General features: G+C 43.1%; 20 protein-coding genes, 1 rRNA gene and 1 pseudogene. 16 read left to right on the top strand and 6 right to left on the bottom strand.

Annotated features, from left to right (window positions below):
* Window positions 1-27 precede the first annotated feature (27 nt).
* The 3 genes and pseudogenes from ACTJKB_RS13670 to ACTJKB_RS13660 all read left to right on the top strand — a co-directional run bounded on the left by ACTJKB_RS13670 (window position 28) and on the right by ACTJKB_RS13660 (window position 3,302).
* Entirely contained in the window at window positions 28-1,056 is a 1,029-nt protein-coding gene (locus ACTJKB_RS13670; protein ID WP_440834635.1) for a polysaccharide pyruvyl transferase family protein, read from the top strand.
* Window positions 1,057-1,601: 545 nt separating this feature from the next.
* Window positions 1,602-1,793 (top strand): annotated as a pseudogene (locus ACTJKB_RS13665) (GyrI-like domain-containing protein); the annotation flags it as partial.
* A gap of 321 nt (window positions 1,794-2,114) precedes the next feature.
* Window positions 2,115-3,302, top strand: coding sequence for an MGDG synthase family glycosyltransferase (locus tag ACTJKB_RS13660; protein WP_440834767.1), 1,188 nt, complete (start codon window positions 2,115-2,117; stop codon window positions 3,300-3,302).
* Window positions 3,303-4,067: 765 nt separating this feature from the next.
* On the opposite strand, the gene ACTJKB_RS13655 is transcribed toward ACTJKB_RS13660, so the two are convergent.
* Complete coding sequence (locus ACTJKB_RS13655) at window positions 4,068-4,481, bottom strand: MerR family transcriptional regulator (protein ID WP_039310460.1); 414 nt, start codon at window positions 4,479-4,481, stop codon at window positions 4,068-4,070.
* Window positions 4,482-4,652: 171 nt separating this feature from the next.
* Here ACTJKB_RS13655 and ACTJKB_RS13650 point away from each other — a divergent pair, with 171 nt between their 5' ends.
* The 3 genes from ACTJKB_RS13650 to ACTJKB_RS13640 all read left to right on the top strand — a co-directional run bounded on the left by ACTJKB_RS13650 (window position 4,653) and on the right by ACTJKB_RS13640 (window position 6,636).
* Window positions 4,653-5,597 (top strand): MBL fold metallo-hydrolase, encoded by a 945-nt coding sequence (locus tag ACTJKB_RS13650; protein ID WP_440834633.1) that lies wholly within the window; start codon window positions 4,653-4,655, stop codon window positions 5,595-5,597.
* 43 nt (window positions 5,598-5,640) lie between these two features.
* Entirely contained in the window at window positions 5,641-6,222 is a 582-nt protein-coding gene (locus ACTJKB_RS13645) for a Crp/Fnr family transcriptional regulator (RefSeq protein WP_440834631.1), read from the top strand.
* 72 nt (window positions 6,223-6,294) lie between these two features.
* The gene (locus ACTJKB_RS13640) at window positions 6,295-6,636 is read left to right on the top strand and encodes a darcynin family protein (protein WP_440834629.1); all 342 of its coding nucleotides are present in this window, start codon (window positions 6,295-6,297) and stop codon (window positions 6,634-6,636) included.
* 61 nt (window positions 6,637-6,697) lie between these two features.
* On the opposite strand, the gene ACTJKB_RS13635 is transcribed toward ACTJKB_RS13640, so the two are convergent.
* Together ACTJKB_RS13635 and rrf are read right to left on the bottom strand one after the other, a co-directional pair.
* The gene (locus ACTJKB_RS13635) at window positions 6,698-7,114 is read right to left on the bottom strand and encodes a hypothetical protein (RefSeq protein WP_440834627.1); all 417 of its coding nucleotides are present in this window, start codon (window positions 7,112-7,114) and stop codon (window positions 6,698-6,700) included.
* An 85-nt stretch (window positions 7,115-7,199) separates the two neighbouring features.
* A 5S ribosomal RNA gene (rrf, locus tag ACTJKB_RS13630) occupies window positions 7,200-7,316 on the bottom strand.
* A gap of 116 nt (window positions 7,317-7,432) precedes the next feature.
* Here rrf and ACTJKB_RS13625 point away from each other — a divergent pair.
* The 8 genes from ACTJKB_RS13625 (at window position 7,433) to ACTJKB_RS13590 (ending at window position 15,564) form a co-directional block, all read left to right on the top strand.
* Window positions 7,433-8,062 carry a TetR/AcrR family transcriptional regulator gene (locus tag ACTJKB_RS13625; protein WP_440834625.1) on the top strand — a complete coding sequence of 210 codons (630 nt, stop codon included), beginning with the start codon at window positions 7,433-7,435 and terminating at the stop codon, window positions 8,060-8,062.
* A 252-nt stretch (window positions 8,063-8,314) separates the two neighbouring features.
* Window positions 8,315-8,719, top strand: a complete 405-nt coding sequence (locus ACTJKB_RS13620) for a VOC family protein (RefSeq protein WP_440834623.1) — start codon at window positions 8,315-8,317, stop codon at window positions 8,717-8,719.
* A 231-nt stretch (window positions 8,720-8,950) separates the two neighbouring features.
* Window positions 8,951-9,673 carry a response regulator transcription factor gene (locus tag ACTJKB_RS13615; RefSeq protein ID WP_440834621.1) on the top strand — a complete coding sequence of 241 codons (723 nt, stop codon included), beginning with the start codon at window positions 8,951-8,953 and terminating at the stop codon, window positions 9,671-9,673.
* Window positions 9,663-10,583: a sensor histidine kinase gene (locus tag ACTJKB_RS13610; protein WP_440834619.1), complete on the top strand. Its 921-nt coding sequence runs from the start codon at window positions 9,663-9,665 to the stop codon at window positions 10,581-10,583. Before ACTJKB_RS13615 ends, ACTJKB_RS13610 begins: the two co-directional genes overlap by 11 nt.
* Window positions 10,584-10,715: 132 nt before the next feature.
* Window positions 10,716-13,193, top strand: a complete 2,478-nt coding sequence (locus tag ACTJKB_RS13605; protein ID WP_440834617.1) for an ABC transporter permease — start codon at window positions 10,716-10,718, stop codon at window positions 13,191-13,193.
* A 17-nt stretch (window positions 13,194-13,210) separates the two neighbouring features.
* On the top strand, window positions 13,211-13,930 hold the full coding sequence (locus ACTJKB_RS13600; RefSeq protein WP_440834615.1) for an ABC transporter ATP-binding protein: 720 nt from the start codon (window positions 13,211-13,213) through the stop codon (window positions 13,928-13,930).
* Window positions 13,930-14,832, top strand: a complete 903-nt coding sequence (locus tag ACTJKB_RS13595) for an ABC transporter ATP-binding protein (RefSeq protein WP_440834766.1) — start codon at window positions 13,930-13,932, stop codon at window positions 14,830-14,832. The genes ACTJKB_RS13600 and ACTJKB_RS13595 overlap by 1 nt, the downstream gene beginning before the upstream one ends.
* 6 nt (window positions 14,833-14,838) lie before the next feature.
* Window positions 14,839-15,564 (top strand): ABC transporter permease, encoded by a 726-nt coding sequence (locus ACTJKB_RS13590; RefSeq protein WP_440834613.1) that lies wholly within the window; start codon window positions 14,839-14,841, stop codon window positions 15,562-15,564.
* 85 nt (window positions 15,565-15,649) lie between these two features.
* On the opposite strand, the gene ACTJKB_RS13585 is transcribed toward ACTJKB_RS13590, so the two are convergent.
* The 3 genes from ACTJKB_RS13585 to ACTJKB_RS13575 all read right to left on the bottom strand — a co-directional run bounded on the left by ACTJKB_RS13585 (window position 15,650) and on the right by ACTJKB_RS13575 (window position 17,654).
* The gene (locus ACTJKB_RS13585) at window positions 15,650-16,120 is read right to left on the bottom strand and encodes a pyridoxamine 5'-phosphate oxidase family protein (RefSeq protein WP_440834612.1); all 471 of its coding nucleotides are present in this window, start codon (window positions 16,118-16,120) and stop codon (window positions 15,650-15,652) included.
* Window positions 16,121-16,263: 143 nt separating this feature from the next.
* Window positions 16,264-17,082 carry an SDR family oxidoreductase gene (locus tag ACTJKB_RS13580; RefSeq protein ID WP_440834610.1) on the bottom strand — a complete coding sequence of 273 codons (819 nt, stop codon included), beginning with the start codon at window positions 17,080-17,082 and terminating at the stop codon, window positions 16,264-16,266.
* Between the two features lie 41 nt (window positions 17,083-17,123).
* Window positions 17,124-17,654, bottom strand: a complete 531-nt coding sequence (locus tag ACTJKB_RS13575) for a PadR family transcriptional regulator (RefSeq protein WP_440834609.1) — start codon at window positions 17,652-17,654, stop codon at window positions 17,124-17,126.
* Window positions 17,655-17,965: 311 nt separating this feature from the next.
* Between ACTJKB_RS13575 and ACTJKB_RS13570 the strand changes: the two genes are divergently transcribed.
* Both ACTJKB_RS13570 and ACTJKB_RS13565 read left to right on the top strand, forming a co-directional pair.
* A complete protein-coding gene (locus ACTJKB_RS13570) occupies window positions 17,966-19,231 on the top strand; it encodes an acyltransferase family protein (RefSeq protein WP_440834607.1) in 1,266 nt (421 codons plus the stop codon).
* Window positions 19,232-19,396: 165 nt separating this feature from the next.
* Complete coding sequence (locus ACTJKB_RS13565; protein WP_440834606.1) at window positions 19,397-20,521, top strand: phosphotransferase enzyme family protein; 1,125 nt, start codon at window positions 19,397-19,399, stop codon at window positions 20,519-20,521.
* Window positions 20,522-20,573: the final 52 nt, after the last annotated feature.

The following is a 20,573-nucleotide window of genomic DNA, read 5'->3' as shown; positions in this document are numbered from 1 at the left end:
ACTTACATAGTCGGAATGGAGATTATTATGAACAGAGTTGGAATTATTACTCTTTATTACAAAAACTATAATTACGGTGGCCAACTTGGAGCTTATGCACTACAAAAAGCTATAGCTAAGTTAGGATTTCCTTGTGAGCAAATTACATTCAAGTGGCAAAACGAATACACCTTACAAGCATATGAAAGTGCTAAAAGTGCTGAACATTTTAGGACTTTTTCCGAAAGCATTCCCCACAGCGAACGCTTATATACAGTATCTGATATTGCAGAATGTGTTGATGATTACGATATTTTTGTTTGCGGCAGCGACCAAATATGGGGTTTACCATGGGTTATTTCCGATGACATTTTACCCTGTATGGCACTTTCTTTTGTTCCAGCATCAAAAACGAAAATTGCATACGCAGCAAGCATGGGAGGATCAGAAATAGAGCCCGATCGAAAAAATATCCTTGCCCCACACGTTAATTCCTTAGACTTTGTTTCTGTTCGTGAAAAAAGTGCAATCCCTTTTGTGAAAACGATGAAAAATGGAGAGGTTGCTCATGTACTGGATCCTGTAATGCTTCTTGATAAATCCGAATGGGATGATATAGCGGCTACTCCGCCAGAAAAAGCCTATATACTCACTTATGATTTACGAGATATTACAGGGGTTCAGGAATATGCTGAAGCACTTTCAAAAAAGTATGGATACGAGATTATATCTCTTGCAACTGCTGGAGCAGCTACGGTTGGTCCGAAGGAATTTGTAGGGTACATAACACACGCTAAGTATTTTATTACTAGTGCTTTTCATGGGGCTGTTTTTGCCATTTTATATAAGGTTCCATTTTTGGTTTTCCCGGTATCTGATAATCCACAAGACCCCAAATCAATGGATTCCAGACTGATAGCTCTTCTGGATACGTTTGGCTTATCTTCTTGCTATGTTTATGATACATCAAATATTCCAAATATTGATGATGTTACTTTTCATCATATAGACGAATCAAAAACAAGTGCATTTCGCCATCATTCACTTCAATTTCTTAAAGAGGCTTTGGAATCTTAAAATAAACCAAGGTATGTGTGCACTAGGCGAGGGCATTTTACAAATGAGGATGAGGAATATTTGACGAATTTAGACTCTGATATTCAAAAGACAATGGTTAGTGGCCGTGACAGCGGAGCAGAACATGTATAACAAGGATATTAATATCCCTTGGTAAGGAATTCGTTGAGTTATTGAGTTCAGGTGTTGATGTTCATTAGATGTACTAAAAGGGCCATCCCCACAAGGGATGGCCTAAAAACTTGCCGTTACAGACAGCGCGGAGAACCGTATCATAAGTAGCGGCAAGTTTTTTTGTGGATTCATTGCTGGATGGATTTGTATATATGTGTGTAGGTTACTGGGTAAGGAAACGTTAGAAGGGTACATAGGGCATTCATTTTTTGAGTGGAACATCCTCGTCACATCCCACGGAAGGAAGCGGGCATTGTGGAATCGGAGAGCCCTCCAAGGTCGGGAAAGAAAAGTGTCAGAAGTGTCGATGCTGGCAGGGAATTCGCTTCAAGAGGGCAGAACGCTACTTTTCCAAAGGGGACTACGGCTGCGACCACTATATTGGCGTGGCTACAACCAAGCAGTGCCCTGAGCATCTGGCGAAATTAGAGATACCGGCAGTAAGTTGGGCCGTATTCGAAGCAGTAGGACCATTCCCGGATACATTACAAAATGTATGGGGGCGTATTTATTCCGAATGGTTCCCCTGTTCAAATTACGAATTAGCCCCAGAGCCCGAAATGCGGCTTTGCCTCCACGGAAGAAGGCAACCATCTGACAGAAGAGCAGCAGTGGCGCAAGCTTGCTTTTATTAAAGAAATTGCCGGAGAGATCTGGAAATAATCAATAAGCTGGTAGTAGAGTAAAACGATATTAGCCGTACGGATGATCATCTGTACGGCTAAAGGTGCGTTCTGTCCCCCTCCCCGACTTAAGTCCAGCCGCAGGACCAGTCTGCGGACTATTTTGTTTGCACTGAAGAAGGAATAAACTTGTAAAAGAGCAGGTTGACGGAAAATAAGGCTGCCCGATTGGCGGCGGATAATAAGGAGCAGATGATAACGATGCGCAAAACAAGAGTGCTGATTCTCTCGGAAGGATTCGGAAGCGGTCATACTCAGGCTGGTTACGCTCTGGCTGCCGGATTAAAAAAGATGGACCGGAACATTCAAACGAAGGTGATGGAGCTGGGTTCCTTTTTAAATCCTACGGCGGCTCCTTTGATTTTGTCCGCATATCGTGCGACCGTGAATACAAGTCCGACCCTGGTCGGCATGATGTACCGCATGAAATATAAAAAGCCGGTCGGACGCTTCTCCTGGATGGCGCTGCACACAATGCTCTATCATCAAACGGCCCAGGTCATAGAACAGTTGCAGCCCGACCTGATCATCTGTACGCATCCCATTCCTAGCGCGATCATTTCCAGGCTGAAGAGGTCCGGCATGGACATTCCGCTCTACACGGTGATTACCGATTATGATGCGCATAGTTCATGGATTACGCCCGGTGTGGACCGCTACCTCGTATCCGCGCCGGAAGTGCGCGCTTTGCTGATCCAGCGCGGTATTAAGCCGGAGGCCGTTCAGGTGACGGGCATTCCGGTGCACCCCGATTTCTGGAGCGTCCGGGACAAACAGACTGTAAGAAAAGAACTGGCCATCAAGGATATGCCTACCGTGTTTGTGATGGGGGGCGGCTGGGGACTGTTGTTCAAAGAGGATTTCATCTCCAGGCTTGCCGCCTGGAGGGAGCGTGTGCAGATCGTATGCTGTGTGGGAAGCAACGCTAAACTGGCCGCCAAGCTGCGGAACGATCCCCGTTTTGACCATCCCAACATCATCGTGCTCGGGTATACCCGCGAGATCAGCAAATGGATGGATGCATCCGACCTGCTGATTACCAAGCCGGGCGGTATGACCTGTACCGAAGGGCTGGCCAAGGGGCTGCCGATGCTGTTTTTTGAGTCCCTGCCCGGGCAGGAAGCAAAAAATTGCGAATATTTCGTCAAAAGCGGATATGGTGAAGTGCTGGCCTCCGGGGATGCTTTGGACATATGGCTCCGCCGGGTTGCGGGCGAAAGCGCGGGGAGCAGCGGCTACGGGAAAGTGAAAAGACTGAATCCGCAGCCGGTCTACAAGCCGGAACGCTGCGCACAGACGGTAATGCAATTGCTGCAACCAGCATCCGGCTCTGTCCCGGATCGTGAGCGGATGAAGGAGCCGCGACTGGCTGGACAAATGGCGAATTAAGAAATAGAAGTGTAAGATGGCTGAACAGGAGAAATGAACCTTTCCTTCCGTTCGGCCTTTTTGCATTCAACCGTGCAGGCTGCGCCAATACCGCATGAAGCGGTGCATGGAATCATTGGAAATAAAAAAATCAACCGTTTCCGCTCCGTCTTACTTGTGAAAACATATTTTTTTTGGCGACTTCTTCCATAGAGCGATACAAACAAGGAAGAGGGGAGCGGTGAATAGTGGAGAACATAATGAACAAGGCCAATTCAGCGGATCTTGCGCTGATGGATGAAGAGGTATTCTTTTATATTGGAAATCTGTAGGTCTGTCGAGAGATTAGAGGAACGAATTCCCTTTATGTAAAGAGTCAATTCTTATAAAAAATAAGTGTGACTTTCAGGGGGGAATAGAGTCCATAAAATTCAAGGAATTGACACCGAATTCTTTCCATGCGATATTCAGGATATCGTAAGTATGCTTCGTGATTCCAATGAAGAGAAGATACGTGTGGCTAAAAATGTGCTAAAAGAATTATTATGAAGCAAGGCAAACGCACAAGCCATTGGCTTGTGCGTTTTGCTAGTGCTAAGACTTCGACTTTTCCAATCTAGCATAATGAGCAACCCAAAAGCGCCGAAACCGCATCATAAAAAGGGGCAAGTTTTTTGGTTTGAAACGTATATAAGCCTGTTAAAGCATGCAAGAATTAAACTATGATCGATATGCTGACTTTTTCGTGCAGGAAATGCACGGCTTGCATTTTTTCTGCGATAGAATTTATCTAGTATTTACTATGTCTTCTTTCGTAAGTTCTTGGTATAGGGTAAGTTTCTCTTCGGCGAGAGAAATCATGTAATCAATCTCTTGTCGTCTGGATTCCAGTCCCATCAGATGCTTCTCAAGGATTTCAATCCGCTTTTTTAAGGTAGGATTATAATTAGAAGGATTTTCCCCTTGTTGAATTTTATCCATTACACAGCCCTCACGAGTAAATTCCGTAATCTCCTCAAGCGATAAACCCAATTTTTTTAGTTTATTTAGACATTGAATGTAGGAAACCTCGCTTTCTTTGTAGACACGTGCCCCTCCATTACTACGCTTGGGTTCATGTAGTACCCCGATTTTTTCATAATAACGAATCGTATAAGGAGTTAATCCCGTTTTTTCTGACACTTGACTTATTGTAAGCATCCGATTTCTGTCCCTCCTTTTTAATGCTGATATTGAAAAATATTATACAGCTTTCAGTCAACTCAAAGCGAATGTTTACAATTCCCCCTAACTTCACCCTGAAAAATCTCTTGACTTCCAGTTGACTCTAACTTGTAAGTTAACTCTACTAATTGTTAAAGGGGTGCAACAATGAACAACGAATATTTCACCATTCAACAAGCATCGGAAGGTATATGGGGGGTTATTTCGGTTCCAGGCAGCGGTTCTCTGGGGAATGCAGCAATTATTGATCTTGGGGATTTAACCGTTGTAGTGGATACAACCAACCTGCCGCATTCTGGTGCTTTGTTACGTCATACTGCTGAACAATTAACAAACAAACCGGTTAAATATGTAGTGAATACACATTTTCATGGAGATCATATCAACGGCAATCAGGAATTTATGAAAAGTGAATTTATATCTACCGTTTGGACAAGAGATTTGCTTTCTGATATGGGTGAAGTGAATATTGATCTCATGCAGCAAAACATTCAAAAGATAATAACTAGCCTAAATCATGTACGTTCAACGCAAACAGATCCCCACATGCTAACTGAAATCGATTATGATCTTTCCGTACAGCGCGCCCTTTATGATGCCATCCCTTCCCTTAGGAGGGTGATACCCACGATAACTTTTGACGATAAACTCGTTATTCAAGGAACAAAGCGAACCATCGAAGTTCTATCTTACGGAGGCGGTCATTCTTTAAGTGATGCTGTTGTGTACGTTCCAGAAGAGCAAACTTTGATCGCGGGCGATTTAATAACGACTAAGACCATTCCGGTCATACCATACGGTAATCCATACGCTTGGATACGCATCCTTAAACGCATTCAAAAAGACCTCAAGGTCGATACTGTCATTCCTGGACACGGAGAGGTATCTAATTCAGATCGAATCACGGATGTCATACGCTTTTTGGAGAATACGATCACTTATGTTTCTGGAGCTGTAAAAAGCGGGAAATCAGAGTCTTACTGGCTGGAACAAGGGGTATTAAAAGGCTATGAGGATTGGCATCTTCCCCAGTATTTCAGATGGAACTTTCGCTGGCTCTTTAACAGTATGCTTGTTCAAAACAACAGATGAGACAACAACTTGCGACAAGAAAACTAGGGGGGTGTTATTCCTGATGGATATTGACTACAGTGCGATAAGAGATCTTCCTCAAGCAGCGCAGCTATCCGATGAGGATTGGAACCTGTTTGTAGAACGTACACGAACAAAACGAATCCCTAAAGGAGTCACCCTAATTCAGGCGGGACAATTGGTGAAGCATGCTTATTTTTGCACAATGGGCTTATTTCGCCTGTATTATACGCTTCAAGACGGCAGGGAATATAATGTTGCCTTTACGGTGGAAAATGATTTTGCTACTTCTTATGGTGCCATGGTCATGGGGACGCCTTCTTTCTTTACAATCGAGGCTATGGAAGACTCAGCAGTTATCGAAATATCTTATGATGTTCTGAAGGAGTTAATGGATAAAAGCCGTGCATGGGAACGTTTCGTGTATAAGAGTGTTGAAAGATTATATATACGAAAGGAAGAAAGAGAGCGGGAATTGCTTTACCTGACCGCGAAGGAAAGATATGACGTGTTTTTGGTCAAGTACCCTGGATTGGGCCATCGGATTCCACAGTATCACATTGCGTCCTATTTGGGAATTACCCCTGTTTCTCTGAGCCGGATCCTTCATTCGGAAAAAGATTAACCTATGTTAATGCGAAGCCAGCGCTTTGTCGCTAAAATAAAACAAAAATAAGCAAATAAAGGTGGTAAAGAAATGCGGTACATGATGGTTGTGCTGTTGGAGTTTTATCCTTCCTGGCTTGCATTGCCTCGGGAGGAACGGAGAAAATATGCCGATTCATTGCAGGAGATTATACAAAAATACGGTCAGCACGTCAAAGTGCGATTCTTTGACGCAGAAGCGCTGCCTGGAAAAGATTATACGGATTTTGTCCTGTGCGAAACGGTAGACTTAAAGCAGTACCACTATATGTGGGAAGAAATCAGAGACTCGCTCCCGTACACCAAAGGGTATATGAAAATCAAAGATGTTGTGATGGGAATAGAAAACGCGTTTCAATCGTATGAGGAAGAAGTACTGAATATGGGCCCCTAAAAACCGAATGCGAAACGTACCAAAACTACTTAATGGGGAAGGTCCTCAATGAACTGATTCCCTAGCCTTGCGAAAGCGCTCCGCCTAATTGTTCGTTAGTCAATGCTTGACCACCAATGCCCCAGGCTCCATCGACTGCATGAATAACGTTGATCCAGATTTGCTCTTTTGGTAAATTTCCACCTGACATTTCATGAATGATGTCGGTCGCTTCCATGAAATACCCCTGTTGAATTTCTCGGGTATTAAATGCTGTCGACGGCGTTTTCCATTCAATAAAAGCGACAGGCGCTTCTTTCGAGCCAGAGAATGTGTGCTCTTGCGAAATGATATGAATGGAGCCGACAATGTTGGGTGTCATGATCTTGTTACCGCTAAGCCCGTGCCATTTTAACATCAGGTCACTTAGACGTGAGAACGCTAGTTTCTCGGTTCCTTGGGGTAAAACACCTTCTGTAAGAGTAAGAGTTAGAGGCATGCACGTACATCTCCTTTTGGATTATATTATCGGAACTGTTTCGCAATTCGGTTTTCAAGGAACAAAGAGCAGTCCTAGAGGACCCGCATGGCAACGTCCTAATCTCCCAGGACCTTGCGGTCCAAGTACCATTGGCGATGGAGGGCTTAACGGTCGTGTTCGGGATGGGTACGCGTGTGACCCCTCCGCTGTTGCCACCAAACGGATCTGTAGAAAATTTCTCGTTGCTTAATTTTGGAGTGTTCACTCCACTATTTATGAACTCATCATAACGTTGCGATTCTGGATTGTCAACTCCATTTTTGATATACTACAAGTATGGAAAACTTAACTGAAATCAAAAAGCAAGAGCATCGGCTGACGAAAAAGGGAAAAGAGACACGCTCACGTATTGTAGCCGCCGCGGCCAAACTGATGTTTGAGCGGGGTGTTGCGGGTACAAGTGTGGAAGACGTTCAGCGGGAGGCGAAGGTAAGCGCCTCTCAGCTATATCATTATTTCAAGGAAAAGCGAGAGCTCGTTCTGGCGGTCATTGTGTATCAGACCGAGTGTGTACTGGATGCCCAGGAGCCCCTACTGAGCCATCTGGACAGTATGGAGGCGCTGCGGACTTGGAGGGATGCGATCGTACAAGTTCAGATTGAACGGAAATGTCAGGGGGGGTGTGCCATCGGCTCACTTGTCAGTGAGCTGGCCGATACGGAACCGGCGGCTCGTACCGAACTTGTGTCTGCATTTGTGCAGTGGGAGCACTCCATTAGACGAGGACTTCGCGCAATGCATGAGCGCGGTGAGATGAGAGCCGACGGTGATCCGGACAGCCTCGCGCTTGCGCTGCTGACCGCCCTTCAGGGCGGCCTTCTTCTTACTCAGGTCCGCAGGGAGACGAGCCCGCTCGAAGCGGGATTGGACGCCATGATCGCGCACATCCGCTCGTTCATGGTCTGAAGTGCTGCACTTTAGGGATGTAATCTCATTCCAAGGAGGACTATTGCGGAGGTTAGACAAGCGTTTCAGGATTCAGTTGAATATCCCGATAAGGTCCGCCATAGTGTTGGAACCCGAATCATTCGGATTCGTGAGGAAGCCCCAACAATTCTAAAATGCTACTGACATAACGTTGTCAGTAGTGTTTTTTTATAATTGGACATGTAAATGTAAGAGAGATAGATAATTAAAAATTAGGAAGGATGATATCTGGTGAACTTTGCTTCTGTACGCATCATTACGGACGACGTGGATCGTCTCGTCGAGTTCTATGAGAACGTTATGGGGGTTTCGGCGGAGCGACCCGCGCCTGTATTTGCCGAACTCGTTGTGCCATCATGCACCCTTGCCATCGGCCACTCCCAAACGGCGCAGTTATTCGGCGCCGATTCCGTAGTGGGGGCTAATAATCGTACTGTCATTATTGAGTTCCGCGTCGACGATGTCGAGGCCGAATATGTACGCTTGAAGCCATTTGTCGATAATTGGGTCAAGGAACCGACCACGATGCCGTGGGGGAACCGTTCTATGCTGTTCCGCGATCCCGACGGCAACCTTATTAACCTCTTCGAGCCGGTGACCGAGGATGCGATTAAACGGTTTAGAGGTAGAATCTGAAAAGAATAATAATAAAAAAATACGTGTGGCGAAAAATGTACTAAAAGGATTATTATGAGGCAGGCAAAGCCCTATAGGGCCAATGAAGTCGTAAGAAGCAAAACGCACAAGCCATTGGCTTGTGCGTTTTGCTGTAGCGTATGTGTAGCACTTATTTTATGATTAATGGCAATAATCAGAGGCGAGCTCTTTGAATTACAGCTAAATGAATTACTAAAATTGAGGTGCACAATGAACATTGTGAAAAGAGTGATCATCGTTGATGATGATATAGAATTATGTACGGTATTGAAAAAATGCCTTGAAAGTGAGGGTTATTCCGTAGACGTGGCTCATTCCGGGCTCGCAGGAATAAATATGGTGAGAAATAATCACTATGAACTGGTTGTGTTAGATGTGATGTTACCGGAAGTAGGCGGTTTAGAGGTTCTAGCTGAACTGCGCACAACCTGTAATATGCCGGTTCTTATGCTATCAGCGAAAGATCAAGAAATGGATAAAGTATTAGGTCTGAAAGCAGGTGCAGACGATTATCTGACCAAGCCATTCAGTCTTTCTGAATTGAATGCCCGTGTGAACAGTTTGATTCGAAGGTTTACAGTATTCGGGGGTCGAGAGGACGATAAGGAAAGTAACCACGTTCTTACTTTTGGGAAGTTGACAATAGATCGTAATAGACATCTTGTTTCCAAGAATGAAACGGAAATATTATTAACTGCAAAAGAGTTCGAACTGCTGAACTTTTTGGCCAGCCATCCTGAACAAGTATTTAGTAAAAGGCAAATTTATCAGAATGTTTGGAATGAGGAATATGTGTATGACGATAACAATATCATGGCGCTAATCCGTCGTACACGTAAAAAAGTCGAAGATAATTCGGACAATCCTCAGTATATTCAAACCGTGTGGGGCGTCGGATACCGCTTCCATTACGAGGCAGCTTATGACAAATAAATTCATACTTATCTTTGTTATTATTTTATTGGTTATTTCAGTGGGATTAATAGTTCGCCAGTGGCAAACTCGTAAACGTATTAAAGAAATGGAATCTATTTTAGAAAAAGTATTGGATGGCAATAATAAATTATATTTATTTACCATGCCCGGAACAGAAACGGCGAACTTATCCTTGCAAATTAATCAACTCATGGAATCCTATCAAAAGGAACGTATTCTAGTGAACCGGGAACAACAAGCGAGAAAACAATTACTGGCAAATCTTTCACATGATGTTCGCACGCCTTTGGCTTCTGTTATTGGTTATTTGGAAGCTGTTATTGGGGAACTGGTTCATGGTCATGAGCGGGAACTCTATCTTCAAACAGCGCTGCAAAAATCATACGACCTAAAACGCCGCATTGACCAGTTGTTTGAGCTTGTGCGGCTTGATGCCAATGAAATTCAACTGAAAGAGGAAAATCTGGATATTTGTGAACTGGTTCGCGGTGTTGTCATCGATTTCATCCCCCTGCTTGAAAAAAACCGTTTCGATGTGGAAACGCAAATTCCTTATGAAGAATACTTTGTAAAGGTAGATCCATCCGCTCTTAATCGTGTGATCCAAAACTTAATTCGTAATGTACTTATTCATGGGAAATCAGGTTGTTATTTAGGAATCCACGTCTATGCAGAGAATGATCATGTTTGTGTAGATGTCGTCGATCATGGAAACGGTATACCTGCACAAGATATGGAGTTCATTTTTGATCGGTTGTATCAAGGTGACGCCGCTAGAACAGAACAGGGTGGGCTTGGTCTTGCAATTGCTTACGAACTTATGAAGAAAATGGGCGGTAATATTAATGTAAGTAGCCTGCCGAGTTCTCAAACGGTGTTTAAGCTACAATTGCCATTAGCATTATAAGAGGAGGGAATGCGTGGAGCATTTCCTCTTCTTTATATGACTATCAGAAAAAAATCAGAATTATATCAGTGGCGTATAGAATTTACTCCTTACAATGAAATCATGAAGCACAAATGTTAGGAGTGGAATGCTGTGGGATTATTTCTGAAATTTGTTATGACATCAGCGATGGAGAAGAAGGGGAAGTTTATCATGCTTCTATTTGCTATCCTGATGAGTGCTACTTTGTTCATTGCCAGTTTGGGAGTCACGGACGTTATGATGAATAACTACATCGAGTCCTATACTCAGGTGATGGAGAACAAAGAAATTTCAATAAAAAGCAAAGACCCGACCGTTGGAATTCAATTAGATGAGGTGAATTTGAAAGGGGTACAAGATATCGTTCCCCAATTAGAGTTGAAGGGGATTTACCGCCATGACTTGGATAACAGTACAGTGACAGTCCTCGGCAGGAACACACAAGATATCATCACCAAAGACGCTAATGAAAAAAGAGCACTGGACCATTTTCAAGGTGCAACATGCATTATTTCACAGAAAGTGGGACAAGATCTTCATTTGAAAGTGAATGATACCTTACAGCTTAATGTGAATCATCAGGACATAACCGTTCAAGTAGCGGGACTGTTCCTGAATGAAGGGATCTTTTTTGGGGATACCAACGAAGCGTTCCAAATGATTGTACCCTACGATTTTCTAGCGGGACAATTGAATATGCCGGGAATATACAACAACATTATCGCTACAGGAACAGGACCCTCTACTCAAGCGTCCATTGATGAGTTTAACCGTTCCAATAAAAACTATGTAGCAAGAACAAGTTTTACGGATCAACAAGGAATGCTGGGTGCAATTAAAGAAGGAAGAATCATCTGTTTTGCCCTGTTAGCCATCGTAATGTTGCTAAGTGCGGTGATTATCTCCAGTTCTTTCAAACTCATTATTGTAGAAAGAATGTCTGTGATTGGCACCTTTTTTAGTCAAGGGGCTACAAAATCTAATATTATTAACGTTCTACTATTGGAAAGCATCCTTTTTGGCGCAATTGGCGGTGTTCTATCATTTTTAGCTGGTAGTGGAATCACCTATGGAGCAGCGTTCTTTCTGTCCCCGCATAGAGAGTATGGGATATTCAAATTGCCCACCATCCCCATCTATTACTTTGTATTGGCCGTTCTGTTTGGAATCTTGTTGTCTGTGATTTCATCGCTCCTCCCCATTCTGCACATTAATAAACTATCCATTAAGGACGTCATATTGGGAGGAGCTGTAGAGAACAGAGCAGGCAGTAATACAAGAATGCTAATAGGTAGTGGCATTCTTGTCATTTCTCTCTTATTGTTTCTAGTGCAAATGGACGGGATCCTAAGCATTCAGTGTATTCTGCTTATTGCGGGGATTTTATTAGTTCTCCCGAATCTGATTCATGCGGTAACAGCTAGGCTATACGGGATACTCAAGGACAAAGTACCTGTATCCGCGCTAGCCCTTAATAATATCCGGACTTCGAAAGAATTGTTAGGCAACATTACCTTAATGCTGATCGCAGCATTATCGGTAATTACGATCACATCCGTTGGCGATAGTGTTCAAAGAGTTATGACAGATGGGTTTAACAGAAATAACTTTCAGATACAGATTACGGTTCCGTCAGAAGTCGGCAATATTACGGACACTCTAATGAAAAACGAGCTGAACCGCAGTGATATAGAACAAGATACGCTTCAGAAGCTAAAAGTATTTGGAGGCGAGCTTAACGGAACAGCTTTTCAGATTGTGGGAATAGATAAAGATAAGTATTTAAGCTATGACGGGTATGTTGACTGGACAAAACCCAAAAACCTAAAGATATATGAGGCATTCAAGAATGCCAAGGTACCTTCGGTCATTATCTCCGAAAGTATGGCTAAAGCCCTTGATATACATGCTGGAGATAAGCTGCCGCTAACGGTTAGTCAAACTGAAAAGGAATTATATGTTACAGGACTTGTTGATATGAAGGTGCTGTACGGGGGCTATGTCGTGTTAGTAGATAATGAGGTGTTACAGCAACAATTCAATTATGTGGGTACGAATATGATCAATGCTAAGGCAACGGGAGACGATGTTAAATTAAGAGATGACCTGCAGAATCAATTGAGCAATTATAACGTAAAGGTAGTGACATATGAGGAACTAGAAAGAGCCAATATTGCTGAAAATGAAAAGACGATTGCGGCATTTAGCCTGTTCTCATTGATGGCCTTGGTCATTGCGTCGTTCGGGGTGTTAAACAACACCAAAATCAGTTATTTAAACTCAAAGAAGAACATCGCTCTGCTGCACGCAATCGGGTTAAGCAGACAACAGAAGAATAGGTTATTGCTGCTCCAGTCTATTTTTGTAGTATTTTGGGTGACGCTCCTGCTTATCCCTTGTTCCTATGCGATGATATTTCTGACAAAAGACTCACTGAGCCTCATCGGAATGCTATATGATATCAGGCTGAATCTATTATATATACCACTAGTATTAGGATTCCTGCTAGTTTTAATTGTCCTTTCCACACTTCCAGTCCTCTTAAATGGCAAGAGGTTGTCCATAATTAATGAAATGAAATACGAATAGAAGGATAGGTGAAAGTGATGAATAACAGCATCGAAATCATAAATCTAAATAAATCATTCTATATGGGCAAAGAAGAGGTACAAGTATTAAATGATCTGAGCTTTTCGGTAGAACAGGGTAGTTTTCTCTCTATCATGGGACCGTCAGGCTGTGGGAAATCTACATTGCTATATTTGCTTGGCGGCCTGGATGACCCTACTTCCGGACAGATTATAATCAATGGAAAAGACATAGGTACATTAAAGGAAGACGAAAAAGCCAGAATGAAACGCAGGGACGTAGGCTTTGTATTTCAATTTCATAATTTGGTGCCCAATCTGTCAGTTGAGGATAATATCCTCCTCCCCATTTTATTAGATGGTAGGAGTGTAAGAGATTATCGTACGGAATTGAAGAGAATTATCGATTTGATACAACTGTCTCATAAGAGAACAGCAACGCCCAGAGAATTATCAGGTGGGCAGCAACAAAGAGTTGCCGTCGCAAGAGCCTTGCTGTTTCAACCGGAGATTATTCTGGCCGATGAACCTATAGGCAATCTGGATTCCCATAATGGTGCTACTATTATGGAGCTGTTTCAGAGTATTAATAGGGAATTCGGAAAAACAATTATTCAGGTTACTCATTCAGAAGCATCCACGCGATATGGCGACTCCGTTATTCATTTAAAAGATGGCGTAATTGAATCGCAGAAAACGCTAAGACCCTGCGGGAGAGGATTGATTACTACTTTATGATGGTGTTAAAAACCAATGGATTGACCAAAAAATATAATAACCAGCTCGTAGTAAATAATCTCAATATACGTGTGCGGCAAGGGGAGATCTATGCTCTACTTGGCCGTAATGGTGCTGGAAAGACGACAACTTTAAAGATGGTGATGGGTTTGGTAAAACAAACCCATGGGGAGATTACCGTTTTCGGCGAAACGCTGACAACGTCCAATACAGGAGGGTATCGGAGGATCGGGGCACTTATTGAAGCCCCGGCCTTTTATGAAAACTTAACGGCTATTGAGAATTTGAACTTGATTGCTTCTTTGCGGGGAATCCACAACAAAAATGCAGTGAACAACATATTGGAGTTAGTAGGATTGGGGAACGATACAAACAAGAAATCGGGAAAATATTCTTTGGGCATGAAGCAACGCCTTGGAATAGCGTTAGCCTTAATGCATGATCCTGAGTTTATTATTTTGGACGAACCAACGAATAGTCTTGATCCAGCAGGTATTCAACAAATGCGTTCCCTTATTCTCAGGCTAAATAAAGAAGCAGGAACGACCATACTCATTTCTAGCCATATTCTAAGTGAGGTGGAACAGCTTGCTGATACCGTAGGAATTATTCATCAGGGCTGCCTAGTTGAAGAAGTCACCATGAATGAAATAAGACGGCGAAATCGCCATTATATAAAAATGGTAGTATCCAATGCAGCCTTAGCTGTACCCATTTTAGAGAAGAAGTTAGGGATTACCGATTTCGATGTTGAAAGCGACTATATTCTAAAAATTTATGAAATAGAAAGAAACATGGAGGACGTAAACAGGAGTTTTCATGATGCCCATATTGGTGTTAGTGAAATTAGCATGAACAAAGGGAATTTGGAAGAATACTTTATGAAAATGACAGGGGGGTGAACGATATTGCTTAGATTCATTCGGGCTGAATTTATGAAACTCAAAGGATCCAGCATAGTCTGGGTTTGCCTTGCTGCTTGTTGTATTCTCCCGTTAATCGGTTTTGTTGTAAATCTAGAGATATCTGCTCAAACCACATGGGCCTCCTACTCCGCTCAGAATTTATGGTTGGCAATATTACTGTTGTGGCCATCCGTATTTGGACTTATTGGCACTTATATCTTCACAAGGGAATCCATTGAAAATACATACCGGAACCTGTTTATCATCCCTGTTGGCCGTGTACAGTTAGCTATAGCAAAATTAGCCACACTGCTTCTAATTATTTTAGCGATGGCCTCTCTATCCTATATGCTTAACTTTCTTGGCTTATTTATTGGAATCCCTTTTGAAACGGCCTCGTTTTGGGATGGATTGATAACCTATTTGAAGTCTGGCCTACTTATGTTTTTTAGCCTTTTACCCGTCCTATCGGTCGCGGTAATTTGTCGCAAAGGTTATCTTATCGCTATTTGTGCAACGATGATGTACACCGTGTTATCTTTTGTTGGAGTCTGGTCATCTATACTATCTTCTATCTTGCCTATCGTTACTATTCTGAGGGTCGTCCAGGTTACATCCATTAAGATTGAATATGCATTTCCCATGAGTGTTTCATATTCTTGTATGGCGGTTATTGGTGTTGTTTCCGTGGTCAGTATTTTATGGGTACTAAAAAAACAGGATTTATAGGTTGTTATCAAGGGCACTCAATTGAGCACCCTGAAACCCCACCGGCAGCAACCTATTCTGCCAAATATAGAAACTACATAGACCCTTAATTTACCGTCTTATTGACAAAATCAATCTCATTTCTGATCCCTTTATGGGCGTCATTCCACAGGCCCTTTATCAGGCGAATGCGCAGCAGGCATGTGTTAGGGTCTTCGTCGTTATTGGCTTCGTTATACCACCCGGCGAATATAGTGCGAAGCTTTGTCATCATCTCTGCGTTTTTCTCGTCACATACCCAGCCCAGGTTTTCACCGATACCATCGGCTGTAAAGTTTTCGACGATGATACAAACGGCGACTTCGGGGTTTTGGGCGATCTGCTGCATCTTGCCTGAGGTCGCGTAAGTGACGGTGTAGAACGCGCCGTCCTCATAATAGGCGTCCACAATGCGGGCGGCGGGACGGCTTTTGCCATTGGCCCCCGGTTCCAGAGCGATGGTGGACAGAGAGATCAGGCCGTCCTTGTTACCCACCTGTTCTTCCAGCAGCTTCATGGCTTCTTCGTACTTGCTCATTATATTACCTCCTAAAGTGTCATAAGGCATACAATGTTAAGCTTATCATTGTGAAATCTTAGTGCATGTGAGGAATAATACGATAAAATATTAAATCGCTATCATCATTTATTGCAGAACGATCATTTAAAATTCTCCCTTTTTCAAGAAAAATGCTGAGCGATATTAGTTAAATACTCTGCTTCATCCGTATTTTCTTTCATATGAATGAGCATCTTTGCATCTTCTCCGACTACATATCGGAATTGACTTGTACCGTCTGTGGCCGCTTGGTATATGGTTTCGGCAACAATTTCTGGAGGCGAAGCGTATGCCGGGTGTTTTTCCATCTCAGCCAGTTTACCCCGAAACGCAGTAGTAAATGGCATATAGTCTGTTAAAGCATCATCAAAAAAGAATTCCATTGATCTTCCACCAAAGTCCGTATTAATAGCACCTGGTTCAATCAACTTTACTTTGATGTTTTGTGATGCTAATTCATAAGATACTGACTCAGAAAAACCTTCCACTGCAAACTTGGATGAATGATACAGAGACATCGTAGGAAAGGTCACTTTCCCTCCCATAGAAGAGATATTGATCAGCATACCTTTTTGATTAGATCTAAAATGGGGTAGCATGGCTGTAGTCATACTGATAAGACCAAAAACGTTCACTTCAAACTGTCTTCTAATCTGCTCATCTGTAGCTGCTTCTATAAGACCCATTGTTCCATATCCGGCATTATTGAGAAGAACATCAATTTTACCAAACCGCTGGGTCGCTTCCGCTAACGCAGATTGAATCGTATCTTTTTTCTCGACATCAAGCCTTAGTACCAACACATTATCTAGTGAAATGAACTCAGCTTCTTGTTCAGGTGAGCGCATCGTGGCTACAACGTTCCATCCTCTTTCGGCAAAATGTTTTACTGTAGCTCTCCCAATGCCCGATGAAGCACCCGTGATAAAAATTGTTTTCATAAAAATTCCCCCTAAAAGTTTTGGATTCACTACATTCAGTTCTACTCTTGCACTAACTTCTCCAGGCTTACCAATCCCTCGGCAATGGTCGTAAGTTTAGCCTTATATTCTTCTATCCCAATTTGAATGCAGATGATCTGCGCTGGATGCATTTCATCTTTATGAAGCGAATATTGCTCTAATAATTGATCTAATTTTGTGTGTGATTCCTCTTGGGCTTGCTTCAACCAAATAATCACCTTGTCATACCCGACGAATTCACCAAAATATAGCCTCATCATAAAATCAGATTTCCTGATACTGTCTGCTACTAGCGGGGCCAGTAAATAGGCTTTAAAACATTCTCTGCCTTTAGGCGTTATATTTAAAAGATTTTTGTTAGGCTTACCATCCTGGAGCACATTTTCCTTAGTGATCAACCCCTCCTTTTCCATTCGGGCAAGTGTGGGATAGATCGTTCCATAACTAGAACTATAGAAATTAGAGAATACATTTTCTAGTAACTGTTTTATTTGGTATCCAGTCAACGCTTCTTTCATAAGCATGCCTAAAATAACATCCTGACTGTTCAAAATTGGACCTCCTTGTAGTTTGGGGGAATTTGTATACCGCGATCAAAATATATCATAGCGTTATATATCAAGTCAATACATACTGATTCAATATATAAAACACTATTCCCTTCGTGACTTTACGAATCTCTGGCGGTGAATAATACAATCATTGAAGGATTTTCCTGTGTTTTATTGAAAGATAGGAGTACCTGAAATCGATGTACGGCGCTAATTGACAATGGGAGTAGTGGGCACACGGATGTGGTGCTCTAGGCTTCGGGGGCGACCATCCGTTTGGGAATCATTTGGGAAAAGGGGAAATTGAACTGATGTCAAAGATTCGGTTAGGCAGTACCCGATTAACAGGAGCGGATGGTATTCGTGCGATCGCTTGCCTGTCCGTCATCCTGCATCATTTGTCACAACGGCTGATGATGCCCGCACAAAAACCCTGGCTTCAGGATGTACAGTCAGTTTTCTTGCTAGGGAACAGCGGGGTTAGCTTGTTTTTCTTGTTAAGCGGATTTTTGCTGTCATTCCCCTTTTGGAGCACTTACTTAGAGAATGAGCCGTATCCTAGTATCCGGACGTATGCATTGCGCCGTGCTGCAAGAATTATGCCCGGCTTCTATGTATCATTCCTGGTTTGTCTGTTGCTTGTATGGAGGCTGGACATTCCTACGGAGTTCATGTGGCGGCGAATTCTAACGGGGTTCACGTTTACGACGGGTTTTCACTATACAACGTTTTTCCCGTCCGACTTGAATGGGCCATTCTGGTCGATCAGCTTCGAGGTGTTTTGCTACGTGCTTATGCCTTTGTTAATGGCTGTATTGTTTGTGCTCAGCAAGCGGCGTTCGTTTGGAAAAGCGATCGTATTCTGGGTCATCGCGTTTGGATTAGTGCTTGCTGCAAACGCTCTCATCCATCTATGGTTTACGCCAAGCGAGCAGGACCGGGGCTGGGATTATGGTCTAATTGGCGGTGCGAAATTCTGGATGCCGAATTACAATCCCGTCGGATTCTTCGGCCACTTCTCGATCGGCATCCTGGCCGCAGGCGTAACGACCGCGATCATGCAGCACGGCACTGCAGTAGAACGGCTCCGCAAGCTCGGGGTGTTCGACGCAGTTGGAGCAGCCGCTTTGGGGCTTGCCGGTTTGTTGATCTGGCGTATGCGCCACCAGGGCGAATTTGACTTCAGCCTCCAGCAGCAGCCATACTACTTCCCGGCTTACGCCATTTTGTTCGGAGTCGTGCTGCTGTCGGCACCGTTCAGCGTGATCGTAGGGCGCTTGCTTGATAACCGCTTTTTCCGGTTTACTGCAAAAATTTCGTTCGGTCTGTATATTTGGCACTATTTGTTCATTACGTTAATCGAAAAGTACGGCATCCAGGATTATCACTATTCCGGGATTAGGGATGTGTGGCGATGGCTTGGCATCAGTATATCCGTTGTCGCAATCTCGTATGCGGCGGCTACGATATCATATTATTTCATAGAGCAGCCGTTCATCAATTGGTCAAAGGGTAAGCCGTTCTTTCGGCACAAGCGGGCGGATACACACTCTCTTATTTATGAAAAAGCCGAATGACAAACAATTACTTGGATGGGCACCACGCTCGGCTGAAGAAGCCATTATAGCAACGGGTAGGAGCATGGTGAATATCATCAAAGGGCAGATGAAGTAATCGAGAGTACGAAAAGAAGCTTGGCTCTAGGTCAATTTAATTATACTGAAAGTTTACCTAGAATTCGCATGGTACGGCAGGTAAAATATGTTAAAAGGCTTTTTACTGGAGGAGATATTATAAATTATAACGAGGTTGTTGAAATCAGTGATGCATATTTACTTCCATTTGTATCAGAGTTGTACGGATTGGAAGGTTACGAAATGAAGCCGGTTAAGGAACATAAGAGAGGGCGTAATGTCGTTTATACCTGTGTGAAGGAGGGCACTGATGCAAAAATACTCAGAATCTCCTTCATAAATGACAGAAGCCGGGAAGATTTTCTAGGTGAACTTGAGTATGTCAGGTATTTATTCGACCATGGCGGTAGTGTCTCGAATGTAGTCAGCTCCCAGAAGGGGTATCTGCTGGAAGAGATAAGTCATAATAATCACACCTTTTTTGTCTGCCTGTTTGAAAAGGCTAGAGGAAAAACGCTTGCGGAAAACTATTATCGGTATCGGGAAGGCGTTCCTCTTTCTGAATACTATTATAACTGCGGTAAAGTTCTGGGGAAGCTGCACCAATTGTCGAAAGGGTATGCTCCAGTCCATCCCCGGTACAGTTTTTTTGACAAATACAATGCCGAATATATCGATAAACTGATACCCAGCTCGTTATCTTTGCTTAAGGAGAAGTTGTTAGGGCTCCTTAAAACCTTGGAAGGGTTGGACAGGAACCATGAGTCGTTTGGTATGATTCATTTTGATTATAACGATGGGAATTATTTTATTGATTTTGATACCGGGCAAATAACCGTTTATGATTTCGATAATTCTTGTTTCGGTTGGTATATGTTTGACTTGGCCAGTATCTGGGGAAATGGAATGGGCTGGATACAATCTGAACCAGACGCCGGTAAACGTAAAAAATTTATGGAGGATTATTTTGAAAGAGTCCTCGCGGGATACAGATCCGAAACTAGGCTCGATCATTCGACGTTGAGTAGTTTGCCCTTGCTTATTCAAGCAAACCTCATGGAGGGTATTATAGATGCATTCGAGGTCATGCGAAACAACGGCGAAGAGCCGGAGTGTGATGAGGAGCTGTCCTATTATATTAAATGCTTGGAAGACGATATCCCGTATTTCGGTTTTTTCCATGAGGTTTATTCGTGTGAAGAACCCTTTGAGTATGAGAAACGAAATATGTAGATTTCAAAGCGAGATCAAAGAAAGGGCCATCCCACAAAGGATGGCCCTAAAA

Origin of the sequence: Paenibacillus sp. 22594 (assembly GCF_052044425.1) — a bacterium.
Lineage (GTDB): Bacteria > Bacillota > Bacilli > Paenibacillales > Paenibacillaceae > Paenibacillus_AQ.
This window is presented reverse-complemented; position numbering and strand designations above follow the sequence as displayed.

Coding starts and splice junctions, on each gene's coding strand:
- ACTJKB_RS13650 (WP_440834633.1), top strand. CDS start 4,653: ATGAACAACGAATATTTCACCATTCAACAAGCATCGGAAGGTATATGG.
- ACTJKB_RS13635 (WP_440834627.1), bottom strand. CDS start 7,114: ATGCCTCTAACTCTTACTCTTACAGAAGGTGTTTTACCCCAAGGAACC.
- ACTJKB_RS13655 (WP_039310460.1), bottom strand. CDS start 4,481: ATGCTTACAATAAGTCAAGTGTCAGAAAAAACGGGATTAACTCCTTAT.
- ACTJKB_RS13610 (WP_440834619.1), top strand. CDS start 9,663: ATGACAAATAAATTCATACTTATCTTTGTTATTATTTTATTGGTTATT.
- ACTJKB_RS13660 (WP_440834767.1), top strand. CDS start 2,115: ATGCGCAAAACAAGAGTGCTGATTCTCTCGGAAGGATTCGGAAGCGGT.
- ACTJKB_RS13645 (WP_440834631.1), top strand. CDS start 5,641: ATGGATATTGACTACAGTGCGATAAGAGATCTTCCTCAAGCAGCGCAG.
- ACTJKB_RS13670 (WP_440834635.1), top strand. CDS start 28: ATGAACAGAGTTGGAATTATTACTCTTTATTACAAAAACTATAATTAC.
- ACTJKB_RS13570 (WP_440834607.1), top strand. CDS start 17,966: ATGTCAAAGATTCGGTTAGGCAGTACCCGATTAACAGGAGCGGATGGT.
- ACTJKB_RS13615 (WP_440834621.1), top strand. CDS start 8,951: ATGAACATTGTGAAAAGAGTGATCATCGTTGATGATGATATAGAATTA.
- ACTJKB_RS13565 (WP_440834606.1), top strand. CDS start 19,397: ATGGTACGGCAGGTAAAATATGTTAAAAGGCTTTTTACTGGAGGAGAT.
- ACTJKB_RS13625 (WP_440834625.1), top strand. CDS start 7,433: ATGGAAAACTTAACTGAAATCAAAAAGCAAGAGCATCGGCTGACGAAA.
- ACTJKB_RS13585 (WP_440834612.1), bottom strand. CDS start 16,120: ATGAGCAAGTACGAAGAAGCCATGAAGCTGCTGGAAGAACAGGTGGGT.
- ACTJKB_RS13600 (WP_440834615.1), top strand. CDS start 13,211: ATGAATAACAGCATCGAAATCATAAATCTAAATAAATCATTCTATATG.
- ACTJKB_RS13640 (WP_440834629.1), top strand. CDS start 6,295: ATGCGGTACATGATGGTTGTGCTGTTGGAGTTTTATCCTTCCTGGCTT.
- ACTJKB_RS13595 (WP_440834766.1), top strand. CDS start 13,930: ATGGTGTTAAAAACCAATGGATTGACCAAAAAATATAATAACCAGCTC.
- ACTJKB_RS13580 (WP_440834610.1), bottom strand. CDS start 17,082: ATGAAAACAATTTTTATCACGGGTGCTTCATCGGGCATTGGGAGAGCT.